General features: G+C 71.4%; 20 protein-coding genes and 1 pseudogene. 13 read left to right on the top strand and 8 right to left on the bottom strand.

The window, feature by feature from the left end:
- Nucleotides 1-136: 136 nt before the first annotated feature.
- Nucleotides 137-1,297, bottom strand: coding sequence for a low temperature requirement protein A (locus tag ACWCXX_RS13625; protein ID WP_451126645.1), 1,161 nt, complete (start codon nucleotides 1,295-1,297; stop codon nucleotides 137-139).
- 124 nt (nucleotides 1,298-1,421) lie between these two features.
- Between ACWCXX_RS13625 and ACWCXX_RS13620 the strand changes: the two are divergent.
- The 6 genes and pseudogenes from ACWCXX_RS13620 to ACWCXX_RS13595 all read left to right on the top strand — a co-directional run bounded on the left by ACWCXX_RS13620 (nucleotide 1,422) and on the right by ACWCXX_RS13595 (nucleotide 7,151).
- Nucleotides 1,422-2,617, top strand: a pseudogene (locus ACWCXX_RS13620) (MFS transporter).
- Nucleotides 2,618-2,784: 167 nt separating this feature from the next.
- The gene (locus ACWCXX_RS13615; protein ID WP_451126822.1) at nucleotides 2,785-5,010 is read left to right on the top strand and encodes a molybdopterin oxidoreductase family protein; all 2,226 of its coding nucleotides are present in this window, start codon (nucleotides 2,785-2,787) and stop codon (nucleotides 5,008-5,010) included.
- 7 nt (nucleotides 5,011-5,017) lie between these two features.
- Nucleotides 5,018-5,620 (top strand): 4Fe-4S dicluster domain-containing protein, encoded by a 603-nt coding sequence (locus ACWCXX_RS13610; protein ID WP_451126643.1) that lies wholly within the window; start codon nucleotides 5,018-5,020, stop codon nucleotides 5,618-5,620.
- Nucleotides 5,617-6,459: a Rieske 2Fe-2S domain-containing protein gene (locus ACWCXX_RS13605; RefSeq protein WP_451126641.1), complete on the top strand. Its 843-nt coding sequence runs from the start codon at nucleotides 5,617-5,619 to the stop codon at nucleotides 6,457-6,459. Before ACWCXX_RS13610 ends, ACWCXX_RS13605 begins: the two co-directional genes overlap by 4 nt.
- Nucleotides 6,456-6,920, top strand: a complete 465-nt coding sequence (locus tag ACWCXX_RS13600) for a hypothetical protein (RefSeq protein ID WP_451126639.1) — start codon at nucleotides 6,456-6,458, stop codon at nucleotides 6,918-6,920. The genes ACWCXX_RS13605 and ACWCXX_RS13600 overlap by 4 nt, the downstream gene beginning before the upstream one ends.
- Nucleotides 6,921-6,941: 21 nt before the next feature.
- Entirely contained in the window at nucleotides 6,942-7,151 is a 210-nt protein-coding gene (locus ACWCXX_RS13595) for a hypothetical protein (protein WP_451126637.1), read from the top strand.
- Nucleotides 7,152-7,225: 74 nt separating this feature from the next.
- Here ACWCXX_RS13595 and mscL read toward each other — a convergent pair whose 3' ends face one another.
- The 6 genes from mscL to ACWCXX_RS13565 all read right to left on the bottom strand — a co-directional run bounded on the left by mscL (nucleotide 7,226) and on the right by ACWCXX_RS13565 (nucleotide 13,524).
- Nucleotides 7,226-7,735: a large conductance mechanosensitive channel protein MscL gene (mscL, locus tag ACWCXX_RS13590; protein ID WP_451126635.1), complete on the bottom strand. Its 510-nt coding sequence runs from the start codon at nucleotides 7,733-7,735 to the stop codon at nucleotides 7,226-7,228.
- Between the two features lie 123 nt (nucleotides 7,736-7,858).
- Nucleotides 7,859-8,506: an RcpC/CpaB family pilus assembly protein gene (locus ACWCXX_RS13585; RefSeq protein WP_451126820.1), complete on the bottom strand. Its 648-nt coding sequence runs from the start codon at nucleotides 8,504-8,506 to the stop codon at nucleotides 7,859-7,861.
- Between the two features lie 431 nt (nucleotides 8,507-8,937).
- On the bottom strand, nucleotides 8,938-9,771 hold the full coding sequence (locus ACWCXX_RS13580) for an S-methyl-5'-thioadenosine phosphorylase (protein WP_451126633.1): 834 nt from the start codon (nucleotides 9,769-9,771) through the stop codon (nucleotides 8,938-8,940).
- A 126-nt stretch (nucleotides 9,772-9,897) separates the two neighbouring features.
- Nucleotides 9,898-10,242, bottom strand: coding sequence for an FmdB family zinc ribbon protein (locus ACWCXX_RS13575; protein ID WP_451126631.1), 345 nt, complete (start codon nucleotides 10,240-10,242; stop codon nucleotides 9,898-9,900).
- Between the two features lie 66 nt (nucleotides 10,243-10,308).
- Nucleotides 10,309-11,592 carry an MFS transporter gene (locus ACWCXX_RS13570; protein WP_451126629.1) on the bottom strand — a complete coding sequence of 428 codons (1,284 nt, stop codon included), beginning with the start codon at nucleotides 11,590-11,592 and terminating at the stop codon, nucleotides 10,309-10,311.
- A gap of 369 nt (nucleotides 11,593-11,961) precedes the next feature.
- Nucleotides 11,962-13,524, bottom strand: a complete 1,563-nt coding sequence (locus ACWCXX_RS13565) for a potassium/proton antiporter (RefSeq protein WP_451126627.1) — start codon at nucleotides 13,522-13,524, stop codon at nucleotides 11,962-11,964.
- Between the two features lie 357 nt (nucleotides 13,525-13,881).
- On the opposite strand from ACWCXX_RS13565, the gene ACWCXX_RS13560 reads away from it, so the two are divergent.
- Complete coding sequence (locus ACWCXX_RS13560; protein ID WP_451126625.1) at nucleotides 13,882-16,632, top strand: penicillin acylase family protein; 2,751 nt, start codon at nucleotides 13,882-13,884, stop codon at nucleotides 16,630-16,632.
- Nucleotides 16,633-16,793: 161 nt separating this feature from the next.
- On the opposite strand, the gene ACWCXX_RS13555 is transcribed toward ACWCXX_RS13560, so the two are convergent.
- On the bottom strand, nucleotides 16,794-17,456 hold the full coding sequence (locus tag ACWCXX_RS13555) for a 5-formyltetrahydrofolate cyclo-ligase (RefSeq protein WP_451126623.1): 663 nt from the start codon (nucleotides 17,454-17,456) through the stop codon (nucleotides 16,794-16,796).
- A 34-nt stretch (nucleotides 17,457-17,490) separates the two neighbouring features.
- Here ACWCXX_RS13555 and galU point away from each other — a divergent pair, with 34 nt between their 5' ends.
- From galU to sepX, 6 genes are all read left to right on the top strand, one after another.
- Nucleotides 17,491-18,393 (top strand): UTP--glucose-1-phosphate uridylyltransferase GalU, encoded by a 903-nt coding sequence (gene galU / locus ACWCXX_RS13550; protein WP_451126621.1) that lies wholly within the window; start codon nucleotides 17,491-17,493, stop codon nucleotides 18,391-18,393.
- 4 nt (nucleotides 18,394-18,397) lie between these two features.
- Nucleotides 18,398-19,708, top strand: coding sequence for a molybdotransferase-like divisome protein Glp (gene glp, locus ACWCXX_RS13545; protein ID WP_451126619.1), 1,311 nt, complete (start codon nucleotides 18,398-18,400; stop codon nucleotides 19,706-19,708).
- Nucleotides 19,709-19,832: 124 nt separating this feature from the next.
- On the top strand, nucleotides 19,833-20,333 hold the full coding sequence (gene moaC, locus ACWCXX_RS13540) for a cyclic pyranopterin monophosphate synthase MoaC (protein ID WP_451126617.1): 501 nt from the start codon (nucleotides 19,833-19,835) through the stop codon (nucleotides 20,331-20,333).
- Entirely contained in the window at nucleotides 20,330-20,848 is a 519-nt protein-coding gene (locus ACWCXX_RS13535; protein WP_451126615.1) for a MogA/MoaB family molybdenum cofactor biosynthesis protein, read from the top strand. The genes moaC and ACWCXX_RS13535 overlap by 4 nt, the downstream gene beginning before the upstream one ends.
- Nucleotides 20,849-20,865: 17 nt before the next feature.
- Nucleotides 20,866-21,477, top strand: a complete 612-nt coding sequence (locus ACWCXX_RS13530) for a GNAT family N-acetyltransferase (RefSeq protein WP_451126613.1) — start codon at nucleotides 20,866-20,868, stop codon at nucleotides 21,475-21,477.
- 157 nt (nucleotides 21,478-21,634) lie between these two features.
- Nucleotides 21,635-22,753, top strand: coding sequence for a divisome protein SepX/GlpR (gene sepX / locus ACWCXX_RS13525; RefSeq protein WP_451126611.1), 1,119 nt, complete (start codon nucleotides 21,635-21,637; stop codon nucleotides 22,751-22,753).
- The last annotated feature ends 15 nt before the right edge of the window (nucleotides 22,754-22,768 follow it).

The raw sequence follows: 22,768 nt of genomic DNA, 5'->3' as shown, positions 1-22,768 counted from the left end.
GACCCGGCGGCTCTTCCGTCATGGCGTACTCCTCACGCTCCCCACGCTTGCCGTGTGCCCATGCTCCTCGTGGCCCCCGCTTTCCGGTCCTTCTCCCCTCCAGCCCGGTCCGTCGCACCGCACGTCCGGCCGGGGTTCACCCGGCCACATCGGGCCGCCGGGACAGCAGCACGCTCACTGCCACGGCCCCCGCCGCCACCAGACCGGCCGCGAGGACCGCCCAGGAACCGGCGAACGTACAGGCCAGGATGGCCAGCGCGGCCACGGGAAGGGCCAGTTGCTCCGCGAAGTCGCGCTTGAAGTGGCGTGCGTGCAGTGCCCACACCGTCAGCATGAAGAGTGCGGAGGGCACGGTCACCGCCGCGGCGGCCACCTCGGTCGGGACGTGGGCCTTGCCCACGGCCTCCTCCACCGCGACCTCGATGCCCGCACCGATGGCGGCCGCGGAACCGAGGATCAGGTAGTGCCCGTATCCCCAGACGAACGCTTCCCTGCTGCCGCGCAGATAGTCATGGATCGGCACGGCGAAGTAGATCCACCAGGCGGAGAAGACGATCAGCAGCCCGCCCGCGGCGATCGGCAGCAGTTCGCCGAGTGCGTCGTGCTCGTCCAGGGCCTCCTGGACCGCTACCGTGGCCGCCGCGATCGTCTCGCCCAGCACGATGATCGTGAACAGCCCGTACCGCTCACCGATGTGGTGCGGGTGCCAGCTCGTCGAACGCTCGCGCTCGGCGATCGCCGGAACGGCCATCTCCGCAAGCACGAGCACGACGAAGACGGAGGCACGGACTCCGCCCGAGGCGTCGTCGGGCAGCGCCAGCATGGCGATCCAGCCCAGCTGCACCACCATGATCCCGACGGCGTACCGCAGCGCGACGCGCCGTTCGGAGTCCCGGCTGCAGTGCGCGGCGCGCAGCCACTGGCTGGTCAGTGCGAGCCGCATCACCACGTAGCCGATGACGACGACCGTCCAGTCGCCCGCGTCGAAGGCGCGCGGCACCCCGGCGGCGAGGACGAGCACCCCGGTGATCTGGACGAGCGTGACGACGCGGTACAGCGGATCGTCGGTGTCGTAGGCCGAGGCGAACCAGCTGAAGTTGACCCAGGCCCACCAGATGGCGAAGAAAACGGCCGCGTAACCGCCGATCCCGGTGAGGGCGTGGCCCCCGGCGACGGCGTGGACCAGGCGCCCGCCCGCCTGGGCCACGGCGACGACGAAGCACAGGTCGAAGAAGAGTTCCAGCGGGGTCGACGCGCGGTGTTTCTCGGTGCGGCTGCGAGCCGTCATTACAGGCATGGGGGCAGCACATCAGACGAGGCCCGGCCGCGTTGAACCGGGCGCGCCCCGAACGGACGAGCGGGGTCACCCCGCGGAGCCGCAAAACGGGACCAATCATCACACACGACCCTACGGTGACGGGGTGACCGAGCCACCAGAGACCTCCGCCGCAGCCGAGCGGCCCGCCCCCGGCACACGCACCACCGGCTCCGGCACACGCCCCGGCTCTGCCGACGCCCTGACGGCCGCCACGCCTGCCAAGCCCGCCGGGACGAACGGGCCGGGCGGAGCGGCCGGGTTCCGGTCCACCGGGCCCCGCTCCGTCACCGCGCGTGCGACCGCGGCCGGTGTCGTCGTCTCCGGTCTGCTGATCCTCGCGATCGTGCTCGGGAGCCGGCTGCTGGAGAACTTCGACTCCGCGCTCCTTCCGTATGCCGTCGCCACCGTCTTCCTCGCCTTCGGTGTCGCCCACCGCTACACGGTCTGGGTCTCCGCCCCCGGCGCCCGGCGCCTGTTCAAGCAGGGGTGGCGGAGCTTCTTCTCCGCGGCCAACCTCCGCAGGGCGCCCACCGCCCTGCCCCGGATGATCGCCACCTATCTGGCTTTCCAGAAGTTCCTCGGCGCCCGCTCCCACGCCCGCTGGGCCGCCCACCAGCTGATCTTCTGGGGCTGCGGCCTCGCGGCCCTGATCACCTTCCCGCTGACCTGGGGCTGGTTCACCTTCACCTCCGGCACCGGCTCGGGCCCCGGCTACGAGATGCGCGTCTGGGGCTTCAAGATCATCGGCTTCGACTCCCTGAGCGTCCTGGGCTGGCTGATGTTCCACGGCCTGGACATCGCCGCCGTGCTCGTCATCCCCGGCGCCTCGTACTTCCTGTGGCGGCGCATGAAGGACCGCGGCGCCATCACCGGCCAGCGCTTCGCCTACGACCTGGTCCGCTGATCGCCCTCGTCGTCATCTCCGTGACCGGTCTGCTGCTCACCTTCTCGTCGCTCTTCCTGCACGGCGGCGGATACGAGTTCCTGGCGATCCTCCACATGGTGTCGGTGGTCTTCACCCTCATCTACATCCCGTTCGGGAAGTTCTTCCACATCGTCCAGCGCCCGGCCGCGGTCGGCATGCAGCTGTTCAAGTACACCGCCCGGCAGGATCAGGAGGTCTTCGCCTGCCGCCGGTGCGAGGAGCCCATCGACACCGGCCCGTACGTCGAGAACCTCCGCGGCACCATGCGCGACCTCGGCCTCGACTTCGACGAGTGGGCCGAATACTGCCCGCGCTGCAAGCGGGTGCTGCGCGGCAGTGCCTACCTGTCCCAGGTGAAGAAGGGCTACCAGTGACACCGGACCCGCGAGCGCCCGGCTCCCGTACGGCACCCGCCCCCCGTACGGCATCCCACTCCCATGCGGCACCCGACCCCCGTACGACGCCCGACTCCCGTACCGCCGTACCCCTCGACCCCTCTCTCGCGCCGCCCGGCACCCGGGCCTTCCGGGACGCGGGAGGCATCCCGGCCGACCGGTGGCGTGCCGACCAGGGCGGCGAGACGCTCGTCCCCACCCACTGCTGCTTCTGCGGGGTCCAGTGCGGGATGTATCTGCGCGTCGACCGCGCCGGCAAGGTCTTCGGGGTCGAACCCCGCAACCACGACATCAACCGGATGCGGCTGTGCCCCAAGGGCATCAACGCGTACCAGCAGGTCAACCACCCCGACCGGCTCACCGCCCCGCTGCTGCGCCGCTCCCGCGACGAGGACTTCCGCGAGGTCTCCTGGGACGAGGCGCTCGACTTCACGGTCTCCGAGATCAGGCGCATCCGGCAGAGCTACGGCAACGACGCCTTCGGGCTCCTGGGCGGCGCCAGCCTGTTCTCCGAGAAGACCTATCTGGTCGGCAAATTCGCCCGGGTCGCCCTCAAGTCCCGGCACGTCGACTACAACGGCCGGCTCTGCATGGTCAGCGCGGCGGGCGCCAACAAACTCGCCTTCGGCATCGACCGGGCCGGCAACCCCTTCTCCGACATCCTGCTCACCGACCGCCTGCTGATCGCGGGCTCCAACGTCGGCGAGTGCTTCCCCGTGATGACCCAGTACGTGTGGGGGGCCCGGGACCGCGACGCGAGCCTGATCGTCGTCGACCCGCGGGAGACCGCGATCGCCCGCACGGCCGACATCCACGTCGCCCTCAGACCCGGTACCGACTCGGCCTTCTTCAACTCCGTGCTCCACGTGGTCGTCGAGGAGGGGCTGACCGACGAGGCGTATCTCGCCGCCCACGCCACCGGCTGGGAGGAGGTGAAGGCCAAGGCCGCCGAGTACCCGCCCGCCAGGGCCGCCGGGATCTGCGGTGTCCCGGCCGAGCAGATCGTCCAGGTCGCCCGCGCCTTCGCCCGCGCCCCGAAGGCCATGGCCTGGCACGCCCGGGGCATCGAGCACCACTCGCAGGGCGTCGAGAACTGCCTCAGCGTGATCAACCTCTGCACCGCCACCGGCCACATCGGCAGGCCCGGCGCCGGCTACGGCACCATCACCGGCCAGGGCAACGGGCAGGGCGGTCGCGAACACGGCCAGAAGGCCGATCTCCTTCCCGGCGGCCGCTCGATCATGAACGAGGAGCACCGCAGGCAGATCTGCGAGATCTGGGGCATCGAGGAGTCCGAACTCCCGCCCGCCGGCACCTCGATGATGGAAATGGTCTGGCAGATGCAGCGCGGCGAGATCCGCGGCCTGATCGGCATCTGCAACAACCCCTTCGTCTCCCTGCCCCACTACAAGGTGGTCAAGAGGGGCTACGACGCCACCGAGTTCCACGCCCAATTCGACTTCTTCCTCTCCGAGACCGCTGCCAACGCGCATGTCGTCTTCCCCGTCACCACCTGGGCCGAGGACGAAGGGGTGATGGCCAACGCCGAGGCCCGGGTGGTCAAGCACAACAAGGCCCAGGACCCGCCCCCCGGCGTACGGACCGACACCTGGGTGCTGTGCGAACTGGCCAGGCGCCTCGGGGCGGGGGAGAAGTTCGCCTTTCCCGACTCCCGCGCGGTCTTCGACGAACTGCGGGTCGCCTCCGCCGGAACCGTCAACGACTACTACGGCATCACCTACGAACGGCTGGAGGAGACCGGCGGAATCGCCTGGCCCTGCCCCTCCACCGACCACCCGGGAACGCCCCGGCTCTTCGAGGACGGCAGGACCTACCACTCCGACGGCAAGATCCACCTGCAGGTCGTCGAGTGGCACCCGCCGATGGACCCGTACGACGACGAGTACCCCATGTCGCTCACCACCGGGCGGACCGTCGCCCACTTCCTCTCCGGCAACCAGACCCGCCGTCTGGGTGCCCTCGTCGAACAGACCCCGCGCCCCTGGGCGGAGATCCACCCCTCCCACGGCTTCCGCAACGGCGAACCGGTCCGCGTCGCCACCCGGCGCGGCAGCGAGGTTTTCCCCGCTCTGGTCACCGAGGCGATCCGCCCCGACACCGTCTTCGTCCCGTACCACTGGCCCGTTCCCACCGCGGCCAACGCCCTCACCATCGACGCCCTCGATCCCCGTTCCAAGATTCCCGAGTACAAGGTGTGCGCCTGCCGCATCGAGCACGCCGAGAAGATCGACGAGGTCCCCGCGCCTCCCGTCGCGCCCGGCCACGTCGCCTACCCGGAGACCCAGGTCTCCCGCACCGACCCGCTGCCACCCACCTCCCCCCAGGGCCGCGGCACCTCGGAGAGGGGCTGATCGCCGCATGATGGGCAGAACGATCTTCATCGATCCGGGGCGCTGCATCGGCTGCCAGGCCTGCGTCTCCGCCTGCCGGGAGTGCGACTCGCACCGCGGCAAGTCGATGATCCACCTCGACTACACCGACGAGGGCCGTTCCGTGGCCTCTCTTCCCACGGTCTGCATGCACTGCGAGGACCCGGTCGCCCCGTGCGCCGAGGTCTGTCCCGCCGACGCGATCCTGGTGACCGCGGACGGGGTGGTCCAGCAGGCCGACACCACCCGTTGCATCGGCTGCGCCAACTGCGTCAACGCCTGCCCCTTCGGCGTCCCGAAGATCGACCCGGGGGCGAAGCTGCAGATGAAGTGCAACCTCTGCTACGACCGCACCGCCTACGGCCTCGCCCCCATGTGCGCCACCGTCTGCCCGACCGGGGCGCTGTTCTACGGAACGGTCGAGGAACTCCAGGCCGAGCGCCCCGGAGTCCAGGTCGCCGACACCTTCACCTTCGGCCGGAGCGAGGTCCGCACCGGCGTGGCCATGGTCGTTCCCGCCGACCGGGTCCGGTGGCCGGTGCCCGGCGGTCTTCCCGTCGTCGAGATCAACGGGAAGGACGTCCGTCGATGAGCACCCCCGACGGCCCGGCCTCCGACCGGCCTTCCGCCGACGGCCCGACTCCCGGCCGGCCTCCCGCCGACGGCCCGGCACCTGACAGCCCGACCCCCCACCAGCCGGCTCCCGGTCGTCCGACTCCCGACCAGTCGGCTCCCGAGCCGCCGGCCCCCGGCCGTTCGACCGGCGGGGACCCGCGGGAAGCCCTGCGCGAGCGGATCGCCGCCGATTCCCTCACCACCCGGCGCGACTACCTCCGGACCGTGGCGACCGTCTCCGGCGGACTCGCCGTCGGCAGCCTCGGCGTGGCCAGTGGAATCCTGCCGCGCCACGGCGACCCCGACGACGCCGAGGCACCCGGGCCGAAGCGGATCGCCGGTCAGCTCCTGCCCGGCGAGTCCCTCTCCTTCCACTACCCGGACGAGGGGGACCGGGCGGTGGCGGTACGGCTCGACGACGGCGCCCTCGTCGGCTACTCCGCGATCTGTACGCACCTCGCCTGCGCGGTGCTCTGGCGCAAGGACCGCGGTGCCGAGGACGAGCTGTACTGCCCCTGCCACGAAGGCGTCTTCGACGCCCGTACCGGCGAGGTCACCGCCGGGCCCCCGTCCTGCGGGCTGCCCAAGGTGGTGCTCGTCGAACAGACCGACGGCAGCATCTGGGCGATCGGTACGACGCACTCGGGCGAGAGCGTCGAGCACGGCCTGTGCCGTCAGCTCGACAAGGACCGCCCGGACCTCGCGTCCCGCATCGGCTGCCCCTCCGTCAGGGGCGGAGGAGCGGAAGGCCCGGAGGCCGGGACTTCGCGCACGCGGACCGCCGAGGCCACCGAGCCCCCCGGCAGGCGGACATGAGCGACACCTCACAGCCCTGGAGCCGGCAGCCCTGGGACCACGGGTCTTCGACGCACCGGGAGCCCCCGGAGCATCCGGAGCCTTCGGAACACCGGGAATCTCGGGAGCCTCGGGGATACTCCGAGTACCACCCGGGCAGCGCCCGTCCCGAGCTCAACCGCCCCCTCCACGAGCGCTACCCGCAGATCCGCCCCACCAGCGGCTACGGAGACCCACGGGTCCGGCACACCGGTCCCGGCCCGGGGGCGGGCACCGACCAGGAGCCCGAGCGCTCCTCGAAGCTGACGGCCCGGCTGGTCCTCGCCATGACGGTCGTCGTCGGACAGCTCTGGGGGCTGACCGTCACCATCGACGCGTGGATGGAGGGCAACACCGGCACGGCCTGGTGGGGTGCTGGCTTCCTCTGTCTGTCGTTCCTCGTCGTCCTCGGGCTGTGGCTGCTCGACCCGGAGGATCGCTGACCACCGCCGTACTCTTGATGTATGAGCACCGCCCCCGCCCCCGGCCCGCGTGAGTCGAAGACGTCCCAGCCGGAACAGCCGAAGCCGAGACCGGCTCTGATCTTCGATGATCCGCTGGACCAGCAGTCCGCGGACGATACGGACCGAGGGTGGGGCGAGCGGGCCCCGGCCGGTGGCAGCGTCGCCGATCTGGCGCGTTTCCTCGACGAGAAGCCGCCCCACCACATCTGAATCTCCCGCTCCGTGGTGGTCCGGCGGCGCCGCTGCCGGCACTCCTGCCGCGTGTACCGCCGGCGCGCGTACCGTTACTGACCGCGCCCGAGTCCGGGGTTCTGGCCGCGGGTCTCGTCCGTCGGGCCACTGCGCTGGGCGACGAGGGCGTCGCGGATCTCCTTCAGCACCTCCAGTTCGCTCACCTCCAGCGTCTCCTGCACGCCTTCCTTCGCGGCCTGCATCGCCGCACGCCTGGCGAGGTACTTGGCCATGGGCAGGACCATAAGGAAGTAGACGACGGCAGCCGTGATCAGGAAGCTGAGGGTGGCGCTGAGCACCGAACCCCACAGGATCCGGATGCCCTCGGTCGCCTCGCCCGTCTTCGGGTCGGTGATGCACGGCCCCTTGAGGCAGGAGCTGTAGCCCTCCAGGTCCTTGGTGCCGAACGCACCGACCAGCGGGTTGATGACTCCCTTGACGATCGAGTTCACGATCTGGGTGAATGCGGCACCGATGACGACGGCGACCGCCAGATCGATCACGTTGCCGCGCATCAGGAAGGCTTTGAACCCTTCCAGCAGACTGACCTTCTTCTCGCTCACGGATGAGCCTTCCTTCACATGTGCCGTAGGCGGAACAAATTCCTCCGCAACTTACGGCAGCACACGACGGAACTACCCAATTCTTGGGATTAGTCAGGTGACTTGACCGCTCGTCAGTACGAATCAGCACAGTGCCACCGCCAGCCGGGACGAGATGCCGGCACCGGCCAGTGAGGCCGCCGTCTCCCGGGGAACGGAGAGCACGACGAGCGCACCGTCCCCCGTGGCGCCGTCCGGCGGGGCCTGCGGTACGTCCGCCACCCGCACGCCCCTCGCCAGGACCCGCGCATCCTCTCCGGGGCCGCCGTCACCTGCGGCGATCACGTCGACGCGGTCGCCGGGTCGCAGCAAGCGCACCGCCCCCGCGTCCGCGATCCGGACCGGTGCGGAGACCAGCCGGGCCGCCGGGTGCCGCGCCCGCTCCGGGGCCGCCCCGGCCGCGCCGCCCGCACCGGCCCCGTACGCGGTGTCGCCTCCCGGACCCGCGCCGGCACCGCCCAGCCCCGTGGCGGCCAGCGCGGCGGCCGTCAGGGCCAGCCCGGCCGCCAGGGCCCGACGCTGCCGCCACACCGCCCGCCGCAGTCCGCGGCCACCTGCACCACGCACCCGCAACGGCTCGAACGCGGGCACTCCGCAGGGCGGGGGAGCCGACGCCGGGGGCAGGGCATGGGGCGATGCGTGGGGCGGCGCATGGGGCGGCGGAGGCGATGCGGACCCCCGGAACGGCACGGACGACGACGTGGACGGTGACGTGGACGGCGACACCCACATCGGCACGGACGACGGCCTCGGCGACGGCCCGGCCGGCGGCGTGAGCGGGGGAAACAGGGGCGACGGGGGCATGGTCAACACCACCTGGGACGAAGGGGTTTCGTACGGACACCCCTCACGATCCACCGTTCGCGAGCTCCCCGCCGGAGCCTGTGGAAGGCCCCGGCGTTGTGGACAACTCCGTCACCCACGCACGCCGCTCACGCCCCGCACGCCACGCACGCCGCTCACGCCCCGCACGCCGCTTACGCCACGTACTCCGCTCACGCCACGTACTCCGCACTCGCCATGCATGCTGCTCACGCCACACAAGACATAACCGTCACGCCCGCCCCAGCGCCCGCCGCCCCGCCGTGAAATCCCGCCCCGCTCCAAAAGCCCAGCCCGCCCGGCCCAGCCCAGCCGGGCCCGCCCAACCCGCCCCGCCCGGCCTAGGGAAGCTCGATGCCCGTCTTCAGCCCGTCCAGTGCGTGCGAGCACGGGCAGTCCCGGTCCGCCTCCGCGGGCAGCGCGGTCACCACGTCGAAGAGCACCGCGCGCAGCCGGTCCACATTGGCGGCGAACACCTGCAGCACCTCCGCGTGCGAGACGCCCTCGCCGGCCTCCGCACCCGCGTCCAGGTCCGTCACCAGGGTCATCGTCGTGTAGCAGAGGCCCAGTTCACGGGCGAGGACGGCCTCCGGGTGACCGGTCATCCCGACCACCGACCAGCCCATCGCCGCATGCCAGCGCGACTCCGCCCGGGTCGAGAAGCGCGGCCCCTCGACGACCACCAGCGTCCCGCCGTCCACCGGCTCCCAGTCCTTCGCCCGCGCCGCCGCCAGCGCCGCCCTGCGCCCCTCGGGGCAGTACGGGTCGGCGAAGCCCAGGTGGATCACGTTCGGCTCCGCGCCGTCCGCCCGGATCTCCCCGTCGTAGTACGTCTGCTTGCGGGTCCGGGTGCGGTCCACCAGCTGGTCGGGCACGAGCAGGGTGCCCGGTCCGTACTCCGGGCGCAGGCCGCCCACCGCGCACGGGCCGAGCACCTGGCGCACGCCGACGGAGCGCAGTGCCCACAGGTTGGCCCGGTAGTTGATGCGGTGCGGCGGCAGGTGGTGGCCCTGCCCGTGACGCGGCAGGAAGGCGACCCTGCGACCGCCCACCTCGCCGAGGAAGAGGGAGTCGCTCGGCTCTCCGTACGGGGTGTCCACACGCACCTCCGTGACGTCCTCCAGGAAGGAGTACAAGCCCGAGCCGCCGATGACACCGATCTCTGCGTTCGCCATGCGCTCACAGTAGCGGCGCGGGAAAACACGCAGGACCCCGCCGAGGTATCGGCAGGGCCCTGGTGAAAGCGCGGAGGCGCGGAAGCGTGAAGGCCCGGAGGCACCGCACGGAGCGGTCCGCTCGGCTCAGGCGGCCGAGGTGCCGCTCGTCGAGGACGAGGACGACGAAGAGGCCGACGCCGTGGAGGACGTGGCGGACTTCGAGTCGGACCCCGTCGAGGACGACGAGGAGTCGGACGAAGCGGAACCGGACGACTTCGCCGAGGACGACGCCGACGTGCTGCTCGACGAGGAGCCGCGGCTGTCGTTCCGGTAGAAACCGGAGCCCTTGAAGACGATGCCGACCGCCGAGAACACCTTCTTCAGGCGTCCGTCGCAGCTCGGGCACACGGTGAGGGCGTCATCGGTGAACTTCTGCACCGCCTCGAGGCCCTCGCCACATTCGGTGCACTGGTACTGATAGGTCGGCACTTGCTCCTCCTGGCACTCTGACTCGATGAGTGCTAACGACGCTCCATAGTGACGTATTCCGCTGCGTCAGTCCACCGTGACCGGCTTCCGGTGACCGACACCACGTGCCACGGTCCGTCCCGGGGCGGTGGGTGAGAGCCGCGAACGCAGGGTCACCAGGGTGACCAGCGCCAGTACGGTCCCCACCAGCGGCACCAGGAATCCGGCGGAGGCCCCGTGGGCGTCCGCGAGCCGTCCGGCCACCGTCACCGCGGCCGCCTGGCCGAGCGCGACCGCGCCCGTCAGCCAGGTGAACGCCTCGGTCCGGACGGAGCCCGGCACCAGGGCCTCGACCAGGGTGTATCCGCTGATCAGGGCCGGGGCGATGGAGAGTCCGACCAGCAGTCCGAGCCCGGCGAGCAGGGGCACCGAGTGCATTGCCCACAGGCCGGACGCGGTCACGGCCAGGGCCGTGTACCCGACGAGCAGCCGTCGGCGCGGGCCGCTCTTCCAGGCGATGGCCCCGCAGGCGATCCCGGCCAGCATGTTGCCGGCCGCGAAGACGCCGTACAGCAGGCCGTTCACGCCGGGGCGGCCGATCTCCTCGGCGAAGGCGGCCAGTGAGACCTGCATGCTGCCGAAGACGGCGCCGATGCCGAGGAAGGCCACCGCGAGCGCCCGTACGCCGGGGACGGACAGGGCGGAGGCGTGCCGCCGGGTCGTGCCGGACGGGGCGGGGTGCACCGCGGGCTGGGTGCGGTGCTGGGCGGCGAAGAGCAGCCCGCCGGCCAGCGTCAGCGCGGCCTCGGCGATCAGACCGGCCGCCGGGTGCACGCCCGTGCACAGCGCGGTGGCGAGCACCGGGCCGATGACGAAGGTGAGCTCGTCCGTCACCGATTCGAAGGCGGCCGCGGTGGACAGCAGCGGCGACGCCTCGCGGCCCGGTGCCGCGCCCAGGACGGCCGCCCAGCGGGCCCGCACCATCGGGCCGATCTGCGGGACGGACGCGCCCGTGGGCACGGCCGCCGCGAACAGCGCCCACAGGGGCGCGTCGGCCAGCGCGAGAGCCGTCAGTGCCGAGACCGACGCGGCGTGCACCAGGACGCCGGGCAGCAGCACGGCACGCTGGCCGAAACGGTCGGCGAGCTTGCCGGTCTGCGGCGCGAACAGGGCCATGGAGACACCGGTCACGGCGGCGACGGCACCCGCGCTGCCGTACGAGCCGGTGGTGTGCTGGACCAGCAGGACGATGCCGATGACCAGCATCGCGAAGGGCTGCCGTGCGGCGAAGCCCGGAAGGAGAAAAGTCCACGCACCCGGGGTGCGCAGCAACTGCCCGTAACCGGGGCGGTCGGAGACCGTGGACGCCACGGTCCTTGCCTTTCTGCCGCCTGGTGGCCGAGTCCCCGCAGGGCGGGCCCGGACGGATGGTGCGGGCTCGTGCGGGTGTCGCCGAGAGCTGTCCTCTTCGCGCGGAACTGCGGTAGATGCCGGGCGCTCAGCAGGGGCGGAGGACGCCACGACCGCCATACGGTCGCGCCAGCTCTGCATCAGACAGAGTTGGTCGTTCAGATTTCCTTCAGGATACAGGCATTTGTCCCCGCCTGCCTGTGATTGTGTGCGGGGACACCCTCACCCCGGGCAGCTTCTGAACGCCAAGGCCCGTCCCGGGAGTCCTGAGACGCCCCCGGGACGGGCCTCCGACATGGCCCCCGAGGCGGACCTCCCCCGAGGCGGGCCTCAGTGATCTGTCTTCGGGCCGCCGGTCCTGCCCAGCCTCGTCAAGGCCTTCAGCGCGTGCGCCACCTCGTGCTTCGCGCTGTGCTTCACGCCGTGCTTCGTGTGCTGTCCCGCGAGGCTCTCGCCGTCGTTCCCGCCGGTGCCCAGCCAGCCCGCGAGCTTGCCGCCCTCGCCGACCGCGCGCAGCCGTTCCTCCGCCGCGTCGCGCACCGGATCGGTGGCGACCACCAGCAGCTCGTCGCCGCGCCGCAGCACGGTCGACGGCGCCGGTACGAAGCTCTTCCCGTCCCGTACGACCAGCGTGACCGCGGCCCCGGCGGGCAGTCGCAGCTCCCCGACCTCCACGCCGTGCATCTTCGAGCCGCCGGGGATCGCCACCGACAGCAGATGGCCGCGCAGCCGCTCCAGCGGCGCGGACTCGATGCCCAGGTCGGCCGTCTCGGACGGGTCCTCGGCGATCTTCAGGGCCTTCGCCAGCCAGGGCAGGGTCGGACCCTGGATGAGGGTGTAGACGACGACGAGCACGAAGACGATGTTGAAGACGCGGGTGGAGCCCTCGACCCCGGAGACCATCGGAATGGTCGCCAGGATGATGGGCACGGCCCCGCGCAGCCCCGCCCAGGACATGAGCGCCTTCTCCTGCCAGGGCAGCCGGAACGGCAGCAGCGAGATGAAGACCTCCAGCGGGCGGGCCACCACGGTCAGCACCAGCCCCACCACGACGGCGGGCCAGAAGTCGTCGAGCAGGTCGTGCGGGGTGACCAGCAGGCCGAGCAGGACGAACATGCCGATCTGGGCCAGCCAGCCGAGCCCGTCGGCGAAGCCCCGGGTGGCGGGCCAGTGCGGCAGCTTGGAGTTGCCGAGGATCATCGCGGCCAGGTAGACGGCGAGGAAGCCGCTGCCGTGGACCAGGGCGCCCGCGGCGTACGCGCTGACCGCGATCGCCATCACGGCGATCGGGTAGAGGCCGGAGGCGGGCAGCGCCACATGACGCAGGCCGAACGCGCCGAGCCAGCCGACGGCGATGCCCACGGCGGCGCCGATGGCGAGCTCCAGGGCTATCTCCCCGACCAGTACGTACCAGCTCTCCACCGGGCCCCTGGTGGAGAAGGCCACCACCAGGATCACCACGGGGGCGTCGTTGAAGCCGGACTCGGCCTCCAGTACGCCGGTGACCCGGGCGGGCAGTGGCACCTTGCGCAGTACGGAGAAGACCGCGGCGGCGTCCGTCGACGAGACGACCGCGCCGATGATCAGCGACTGCCGCCAGTCCAGTCCGACCAGGTAGTGCGCCCCGGCCGCCGTGACGCCCACGCTCACCGCGACGCCGAGCAGCGAGAGCATCGCCGCGGCGGGCAGCGCCGGCTTGATCTCTTTCCACTTCGTGCCCAGGCCGCCCTCGGCGAGGATCACGACGAGCGCGGCGTAGCCGATGACCTGGGTCAGCTCGGCGTTGTCGAACTTGACGTCGAAGATGCCGTCCTGCCCCATGACGACCCCGATGCCGAGGTACAGGAGCAGGCTGGGGAGCCCGCTGCGCGAGGAGATGCGCACCGCCGCCACCGCGACGAGCAGTACGAGTGAGCAGACGAGCAGGAGTTCGTTGAGCGTGTGGACAGTCAGTGGCCGGTCCTTCCCTGCGTACGTCTGCCGAGCCGAACGATTCGGGCCGAACGATTCGAGCCGAGCCGAACGATTTGAACGGAACGGCCGGATCGGGCCGGTCGGGCCTCGGTATCGGCCATGAGCGGCCGGTACTTCGTTACCTTACCTAATCTTTAACGCTTTCTTGACGCGTTCGAGCGTCCGTACGATCACCACGCAATTCGAGCCATCCCGATACCGCGTCGGAGCCGCCGGGCCGCTGCGCCTATGGTTGCTCCTGCACTCCCAGGACCACCTGCCCCTCGAAGGACAGCGATGCCCGCCAACACAACCGCCTCTTCCGGTTCCACCGGGTCCACCGGTGCGAAGACCGGCAGGAAGAAGGGGCGACGCGCCCGCCTGATCGTGATCGTGCTGGTGCTGGCGCTCGTCGCGGGTATCGGTTACGGCGCGTTCTGGTCCGTGTCGACCGTGCGGGCCTCGTACCCGCAGACGACCGGCTCGATCAAGATCGACGGCCTCGACGGCACCGTCGACGTCAAACGCGACAGCTACGGGGTCCCCCAGCTCTACGCGGACACCGACGCCGACCTCTTCCGCGCCCAGGGCTTCGTCCACGCGCAGGACCGCTTCTGGGAGATGGACGTCCGCCGGCACATGACCGCGGGCCGGCTCTCCGAGATGTTCGGCTCCGGGCAGGTCGAGACGGACGCCTTCCTGCGCACGCTGGGGTGGCGCAAGGTCGCGCAGGAGGAGTACGACAACGTCCTGTCCGAGGAGACCAAGAAGAACCTCCAGTCGTACGCGGACGGGGTGAACGCCTACCTGAAGGGGCGCGACGGCAAGGACATCTCCGTCGAGTACGCGGCCCTCGGCTTCACCAACGACTACAAGCCGGGCGAGTGGACGCCGGTCGACTCCGTCGCCTGGCTCAAGGCCATGGCCTGGGACCTGCGCGGCAACATGCAGGACGAGATCGACCGCTCGCTGATGAGCAGCAGGCTGGACACGAAGCAGATCCAGGACCTGTATCCGGAGTACCCGTACGACAAGCACGTGCCGATCGTCGACCGGGGCGCGATCTCCACGGTCACCGGGAAGTACGACCCGGCCGCGGAACCGTCCGGCAACGTCGGCGCGGACACCGCGCAGGGTGCCACCGAGGGGCTGAACACCCAGCTCGCCTCGCTCTCCGACACCCTCGACCAGATCCCGGCGCTGCTCGGCCCGAACGGCAACGGCATCGGGTCCAACTCCTGGGTGGTCTCCGGCAAGTACACGACCACGGGCAGCCCGCTGCTCGCCAACGACCCGCACCTGGCGCCGCAGCTGCCCTCGCTCTGGTACCAGATGGGGCTGCACTGCCGCGAGACCAGTGCCACGTGCCGGTACGACACCGCCGGCTACACCTTCTCCGGAATGCCCGGCGTGATCATCGGCCACAACCAGGACATCGCCTGGGGCTTCACCAACCTCGGCGCGGACGTCACCGACCTCTTCCTGGAGAAGGTCTCCGCCGACGGCTACCTGTACGACGGCAAGGTCAAGCCCTTCACCGTCCGCGACGAGACCATCAAGGTCGCGGGCGGCAAGGACCGGACGATCACCGTCCGCGAGACGAACAACGGCCCCCTGGTCTCCGACCGCAGCAGCGAACTGGAGACGGTCGGCCAGAAGGCGCCCGTCGCCAACGCGGCCCCGGACCGGGCCGACGGCTACGCGGTCGCCCTGAAGTGGACCGCGCTGGAACCCGGCCACTCCATGGACGCCGTCTTCGAGCTGAACCGGGCCAAGGACTTCACGTCCTTCCGCAAGGCGGCCGAGCACTTCGAGGTCCCCTCGCAGAACCTCATCTACGCGGACACCGACGGCAACATCGGCTACCAGGCGCCGGGGAAGATCCCGGTCCGTCTCGACGGCGACGGCACGATGCCCAGCCCCGGCTGGTCCTCGAAGTACGGCTGGGAGAAGAAGTCGATCCCGTTCGCCGAACTGCCCTACGAGTACAACCCGAAGCGCGGCTACATCGTCACCGCCAACCAGGCCGTCGTCGACGACGAGAAGTACCCCCACCTGCTCACCAAGGACTGGGGCTACGGCAGCCGCAGCCAGCGGATCAACGACCTCATCCAGTCGAAGATCAAGGACGGGGGGAAGATCTCGACCGAGGACATGCAGAAGATGCAGATGGACAACCTCAGCGAGATCGCCGTGAAGCTCGTGCCCGAGCTGATGAAGATCAACGTCTCGGACAAGAGCGTCCGCGAGGCGCAGAAGCTGCTGGAGGGGTGGAACTACACCCAGGAGTCCGACTCGGCGGCGGCGGCGTACTTCAACGCGGTCTGGCGAAACATCCTCAAGCTGGCCTTCGGCAACAAGCTCCCCAAGGAGCTGCGGGTCAAGGGCGAGTGCCTCAACGTGCCCCGGGCGGACGACTCCGGCCCGGTCGACGAGCAGCACAAGCTGGTGCGCGAGTGCGGCCGGCGCGACGCGGACTCGGCGCAGCCGGACGGCGGCGACCGCTGGTACCAGGTGGTCGTCAACCTGAAGGACGACCAGGACAGCGACTGGTGGAAGACGCCGAAGAGCGGCCGGGAACCGGGGACGGAGAACCGCGACGAACTCTTCGCCCGTGCCCTGGAGGACGCCCGCTGGGAGCTGACCGCCAAGCTCGGCAAGGACATCAGCACCTGGAGCTGGGGCCGGCTGCACCAGCTGACGCTGAAGAACCAGACCCTCGGCACCGAGGGCCCCGGCCTGCTCCAGCAGGCCCTCAACCGCGGCCCGTGGAACCTCGGCGGCGGCGAGGCCGCGGTCAACGCCACCGGCTGGAACGCGGCGGGCGGCTACGAGGTCGTCTGGGTGCCGTCGATGCGCATGGTGGTCAACGTGGGGGACTGGGACAAGTCCCGCTGGATCAACCTCACCGGCGCCTCCGGGCACGCGTTCAGCGCGCACTACACCGATCAGACCGACAAGTGGGTCAACGGCGAACTGCTCGACTGGTCCTTCGGTACGAACGCCGTCTCCAAGTCGACGGTCGACACCCTGCGGCTCAAGCCGTAGGACGCCTCCGCGGAGCCCTCGGGCGGTCCCTGGTCCATCCAGGGGCCGCCCGAGGGCGTTCCAGGGGCTTTCCGGGGTTTTCCCGGGGCTCCGGGGTTCTCCCGGGGCCGCTCGCAAAGGGCTCAAGGGCCCCTTCGGCCTCCTGCGGGCTCCGGAGTCGCTCAGGGCGCCGCGGGCCCCGTCCGGCGGACCGCGGCCGGGGTCACCACCGCGTCCACGGGGCGGTCGTGCGGTTCCTCCGGAACCTGCGCGACCACCTCGTTGTCGTACAGCAGGACGACCAGCGCCGGATGCGCGCCGGCCGCGGCGAGCCGGGCCAGCACCCGGTCGTAGCTGCCGCCGCCGCGCCCCAGCCGCATCCCGCGCCCGTCCACCGCGAGCCCCGGCAGCAGGACCGCGTCGGCCTCCAGGACCGCGTCCGGGCCGAGCCGTGCCCCGGCCGGCTCCAGCAGCCCGCGTCCGGCCCGTACGAGCCGCGCGGCGCCCTCGTACGGCGCCCAGTCCAGGTCGTTGTCGGGGAGCAGCACCGGCAGCAGCACCCGCACGCCCCGCGCGCGCAGGGCGTCCAGCAGGGCGCGGGTGCCCGGTTCGCTGCCCACCGAGACGTACGCGGCGACGGTGCGGGCCCCGGACAGCTCCGGGAGACCCAGAGCGCGCCGGGACAGAACCGTCGCGGCGTTCTCCACGTCCTCCTTGGTCAGAAGGCGTCGAGCGGCCAGCAGTTCATGTCGGAGAAGTGCCTTTTGGGATGGGTTTGTACTCAAGGGGGACCTGTGAATCACTCGAATATGCCTATAGGCGTACAAAGTTAACCGGAAACTCATCTTTCACCCGTGCGGGGCGGTTATCGTTCTGCGCATGACTCAGTCGCCCCCCAGGATCAGCAAGGCTGTCATTCCGGCAGCGGGCCTCGGCACCCGCTTCCTGCCGGCCACCAAGGCCACTCCCAAGGAGATGCTGCCTGTCGTCGACAAGCCGGCGATCCAGTACGTCGTCGAGGAGGCGGTGACCGCCGGCCTCTCCGACGTCCTGATGGTCACGGGCCGCAACAAGCGTCCCCTGGAGGACCACTTCGACCGCAACTACGAGCTGGAGTCCGCGCTCACCCGCAAGGGAGACGCCGAACGGCTCAAGAAGGTCCAGGAGTCGAGCGACCTGGCCACCATCCACTACGTCCGGCAGGGCGACCCGCGCGGCCTGGGCCACGCCGTGCTGTGCGCCGCACCGCACGTGGGGGACCAGCCGTTCGCGGTCCTCCTCGGCGACGACCTGATCGACCCGCGCGACCCGCTGCTGGCCCGCATGGTCGAGATCCAGGAGCGCGAGGGCGGCAGCGTCGTCGCGCTGATGGAGGTCGCGCCGGAGCAGATCCACATGTACGGCTGCGCCGCCGCCGAACCCACCGCCGAGGGCGATGTGGTGCGCGTCACCGGTCTGGTCGAGAAGCCCGAGGCGGACGAGGCGCCCAGCAACCTCGCCATCATCGGCCGCTACGTCCTGGACCCCGCCGTCTTCGACATACTGCGCAGGACCGAGCCGGGCCGCGGCGGCGAGATCCAGCTCACCGACGCCCTCCAGCTCCTCGCCGAGGACGAGAAGGTCGGCGGCCCCGTGCACGGCGTCGTCTTCAAGGGCCGCCGCTACGACACCGGCGACCGGAGCGATTACCTGCGTGCCATTGTCAGGCTCGCATGCGAACGTGAGGACCTGGGCCCGGACTTCAGGACCTGGCTTCGCGGGTACGTCACGGAGGAGATGTAACACCTTGAGCAGCACGATGTGGTCGGTGGACGAGCACCTGGCAGACATTCTCGAAGCGGTGCGCCCGCTCGAACCCATCGAGCTGCAACTGCACGACGCCCAGGGCTGCGTCCTCGTCGAGGACGTCATGGTGGAGATCGCCCTGCCGCCCTTCGACAACAGCTCGATGGACGGGTACGCGGTCCGCGTCGCCGATGTCGAGGGCGCCGACGAGGAGTTTCCCGCGGTGCTCACGGTCGTCGGCGACGTCGCGGCCGGGAGCGACGGGCTGCCCGACGGCCGCAGCGTCGGCCCCGGCGAGGCCGCCCGCATCATGACCGGCGCCCCGCTGCCGGCCGGTGCCGAGGCCGTGGTCCCGGTCGAGTGGACCGACGGCGGCACGGGCGGCGGCCCCGCGGACACCATGCGCGCCCATCGCGACGCCCCGGAGGGCGCGGGCGGCGAGGTCCGCGTGCACCGCCCCGTCGAGGCCCGCGCCCACGTCAGGGCCCGCGGCAGCGACGTCGGGCCGGGCGACCTGGCGCTGAAGGCCGGATCGGTGATCGGCCCGCCGCAGATCGGTCTGCTCGCCGCGATCGGCCGCTCGACCGTGAAGGTGCGGCCCCGGCCGCGCGTCGTCGTCATCTCCACCGGCAGCGAACTGGTGCAGCCCGGCGAGGAGTTGACCCCCGGCCGGATCTACGACTCGAACAGCTTCGCGCTCACGGCCGCGGCCAGGGACGCCGGAGCGATCGCCTACCGCGTCGGCGCCGTCACCGACGACGCCGACACCCTCCGCGCCACGATCGAGGACCAGCTGATCCGGGCCGACATCGTCGTCACCACCGGCGGCGTCAGCGTCGGCGCGTACGACGTCGTCAAGGAGGCCCTGTCCTCGGTGGGCGACGAGGACGAGCCGGGCAGCGGCATCGACTTCCGCAAGCTCGCCATGCAGCCGGGCAAGCCGCAGGGCTTCGGCTCGATCGGCCCCGACCACACCCCGCTGCTGGCGCTCCCGGGCAACCCCGTCTCCTCGTACGTCTCCTTCGAGCTGTTCGTACGGCCCGCGATCCGGGCCCTGATGGGCCTCCCGGACGTGAACCGCCCCACCGTCCGGGCCACGCTCGACGTCGAGAAGGCGCTGTCCTCGCCGGAGGGCCGCCGCCAGTTCCTGCGCGGCACGTACGACGAGGAGGCCGGCACGGTCGCCCCCGTCGGCGGTTCCGGGTCGCATCTGATCGCCGCGCTCGCCCACGCGGACGCCCTCATCGTGCTGCCCGAGGACGTCACCTCCGCCGAGCCCGGTACGGACACCGAGGTGATCCTGCTCCGCTGACCCCCGGGCGGTGGCGGTACGGTATCTGCCGCTGTGCCTTCCCCGGGGACACCTCCCGGGCCCCGGGCCCGCACCCCCGGTGCGGGCCGCGCGGGAAACGGCGCCCTACCGCGAGGCGGAGTGAGTGAGTACGCAGAACAGGCTGACGCACATCGACGAGGCGGGCGCGGCCCGGATGGTCGACGTCTCCGAGAAGGACGTCACCGCGCGGACGGCCCGTGCGAGCGGCCGGGTGCTCGTCTCGCCGCGCGTGGTCGAGCTGCTGCGCGGCGAGGGGGTCCCCAAGGGCGACGCCCTCGCCACCGCCAGGATCGCCGGGATCATGGGGGCCAAGCGCACCCCCGACCTGATCCCGCTCTGCCACCCGCTCGCCGTCTCCGGCGTGAAGGTCGACCTGGGCGTCGCCGACGACGCGGTGGAGATCACGGCCACCGTGAGGACCACGGACCGCACCGGCGTCGAGATGGAGGCCCTGACCGCCGTCTCGGTCGCCGCGCTCACCGTGATCGACATGGTCAAGGCGGTCGACAAGGCGGCGGTCATCACGGACGTACGGGTCGAGTCGAAGACCGGCGGCAAGTCCGGCGACTACCGGCGCACCGAGCCGGACGGGGCGGACGCGTGACGGCGCCCGGGGCATCACCGACCCCCCACCGCGTCCTGGTCGTCACCGCCTCCAACCGCGCCTCGGCCGGTGTCTACGCGGACCGGGGCGGCCCGCTCCTCGTCGAGGGGCTCGCCCGGCTCGGCTTCGCCGTGGACGGGCCGCAGGTGGTGCCCGACGGTGACCCGGTCGAACAGGCCCTGCGCGCCGCCGTGGCCGCCGGATACGACGTCGTCGTCACCACCGGCGGCACGGGCATCTCGCCCACCGACCGCACCCCCGAGGCCACCCGGCGCGTCCTCGACCACGAGGTCCCCGGCATCCCCGAGGCGATCCGGGCCGAGGGCCGGGACAAGGTCCCCACCGCCGCCCTCTCCCGGGGCCTCGCGGGCGTCGCCGGCCGCACGCTCATCGTGAACCTGCCGGGCTCCACCGGCGGGGTGCGCGACGGCCTCGCCGTCCTCGAACGCCTCCTGGTGCACGCCGTCGACCAACTGCGCGGCGGCGACCACCCCCGACCCGGGAGCCCGAGCTGAACGTCTCGACCTGGCCGGTGGTCCTCGGCGACGGCGATGTCGTCCTGCGCCCGATCAAACTGCGCGACCAGCGCGTGTGGCGCGAGGTCAACCGGCGCAACCGCGAGTGGCTGCGCCCCTGGGAGGCGACCGTGCCGCCACCGGCCCCGGGCGGCCCGGTGGCCCGGCGCCCCACGTACCGTCAGATGATCCGGCATCTGCGCGCCGAGGCCAACGCGGGCCGGATGCTGCCCTTCGCCATCGAGTACCGGGGCCGTCTGGTGGGCCAGTTGACGGTCGCCGGGATCACCTGGGGATCGATGTGCTCGGGCCATGTCGGCTACTGGGTCGACCAGGAGGTGGCCGGGCGGGGCGTGATGCCGACGGCGGTCGCCCTCGCCGTCGACCACTGCTTCCGCACGGTCGGACTGCACCGCATCGAGGTGTGCATTCGGCCGGAGAACGGGCCCAGCCGAAGGGTCGTCGAGAAACTGGGATTCCGCGAAGAGGGGCTGCGTCCGCGATATCTCCACATCGACGGAGCCTGGCGCGACCATCTGATCTACGCGCTCACCGCGGAGGAAGTCCCCGAGGGGTTGCTCCGTCGCTGGCACCGGAAACGGCCTGGAACATCAGGGAAAATAAAATAAGTGTTCGATATTGGTCGTCAGTTGGTCATCGGGGCGCGCGCAAACCCCCACGGGTGATCCGGGCAATCACAAAAAAGTCCTTGATATCAGCCGGATCGTGCGACACACCGGTCCAATTGGCGGATGCCTCCGCGCAAACCCCTCTACGGTGTGAGATGTGAGCAGCAGCGGCCTCATCTACGCAGTCATCGTCGGGGCCTGGGCCGCCTACTTGGTGCCGATGTGGCTCCGCAGGCAGGACGAGCTCAACGAGGCCCGTCCGACCGAACGCTTCAGCACCGCCATCCGGCTGCTGTCCGGACGGGCGGGTATGGAGCGCCGGTATGCCAAGGAGTTGCGGGAGCGCACCGCCGAGGAGGCGGGGCCCGACGTCGACCCGGACGCCGAAACGGACCGAATGGAATCCGTGGACGTCCGGGCCTTCGCCGCGCCCGAAGCCCATACCGAGGCACGGGCGCACGACCCCGAGCGCGCGACCGAGAAGCACGCCGAGCCGGTTCCGGCGCGGCGCGCCCGCCCGCGGCAGGGTGCGACGGACGACGTCGAGCGTGTCCGGCGGGCCCAGCGCCTCCAGGTCCTCGCGCGCCGTCGGCGCACCACCGTCGTCCTCTTCCTGGCCTTCACCCTCGGTGCGGTCGTGGCGGCGGTCGGCGGCCTCCACTTCCTCTGGGCACCCGCGGTCCCGGCCGTGCTGCTGAGCGCGTACATCGTGCATCTGCGGACCCAGGAGCGGCGGCGGTTCGCCTTCACCATGGACCGGCGACGGGCCGAGGTGGCGGCGCAGCACCTGCGCGAGAACCGCCACCGCGGGCACCAGCCGGCCACGGCGACGGCTCCCGTCGAGCCCGACGAGGAGCCCGAGGCGCGCAGCCCCGAGCCGGAGCCCGCGTCCGCGGTCTCCCCGCAGGAGGCCGGCCGTCGCGCCCTGGTCGAGCAGACGGACCACGCGGAGTGGGTCGACCAGCAGCGCGAACGCGGCCGGACCCAGGGCGACAGCTGGGAGCCGGTCCCGGTCCCGCTGCCGACCTATGTCACCGCTCCGGTCGCCCCGCGCGCCACGGGCGGCGTCGAGGTCGGCAACCCGGAGACCTGGAGCTCGGCCCGCTCCAGTGCCGCGGAGCCCACCCAGACGGGCACCTCGCACCCCGTGGCGCCCCCCGTCGAACCGGCGCCGCGGCAGCGCACCAACCAGTCCCGCCGCAACCGCGACCGCGGCCGGACCCCGCTCTTCGACCAGTACGAGGACGGGGAGCGGCCCCGCGCCGCCAACGAATGAGCCCGGCCCGGACCC

This window comes from Streptomyces sp. NPDC001732 (assembly GCF_053596315.1).
This window is presented reverse-complemented; position numbering and strand designations above follow the sequence as displayed.

Excerpts from the sequence above, each read along its gene's own strand:
- ACWCXX_RS13580 (WP_451126633.1), bottom strand. The coding sequence starts at position 9,771 with ATGGCGAACGCAGAGATCGGTGTCATCGGCGGCTCGGGCTTGTACTCC.
- ACWCXX_RS13610 (WP_451126643.1), top strand. The coding sequence starts at position 5,018 with ATGATGGGCAGAACGATCTTCATCGATCCGGGGCGCTGCATCGGCTGC.
- ACWCXX_RS13625 (WP_451126645.1), bottom strand. The coding sequence starts at position 1,297 with ATGCCTGTAATGACGGCTCGCAGCCGCACCGAGAAACACCGCGCGTCG.
- ACWCXX_RS13560 (WP_451126625.1), top strand. The coding sequence starts at position 13,882 with ATGCCCGCCAACACAACCGCCTCTTCCGGTTCCACCGGGTCCACCGGT.
- ACWCXX_RS13605 (WP_451126641.1), top strand. The coding sequence starts at position 5,617 with ATGAGCACCCCCGACGGCCCGGCCTCCGACCGGCCTTCCGCCGACGGC.
- ACWCXX_RS13585 (WP_451126820.1), bottom strand. The coding sequence starts at position 8,506 with ATGTGGGTGTCGCCGTCCACGTCACCGTCCACGTCGTCGTCCGTGCCG.
- ACWCXX_RS13555 (WP_451126623.1), bottom strand. The coding sequence starts at position 17,456 with ATGAGTTTCCGGTTAACTTTGTACGCCTATAGGCATATTCGAGTGATT.
- ACWCXX_RS13600 (WP_451126639.1), top strand. The coding sequence starts at position 6,456 with ATGAGCGACACCTCACAGCCCTGGAGCCGGCAGCCCTGGGACCACGGG.
- galU (WP_451126621.1), top strand. The coding sequence starts at position 17,491 with ATGACTCAGTCGCCCCCCAGGATCAGCAAGGCTGTCATTCCGGCAGCG.
- ACWCXX_RS13595 (WP_451126637.1), top strand. The coding sequence starts at position 6,942 with ATGAGCACCGCCCCCGCCCCCGGCCCGCGTGAGTCGAAGACGTCCCAG.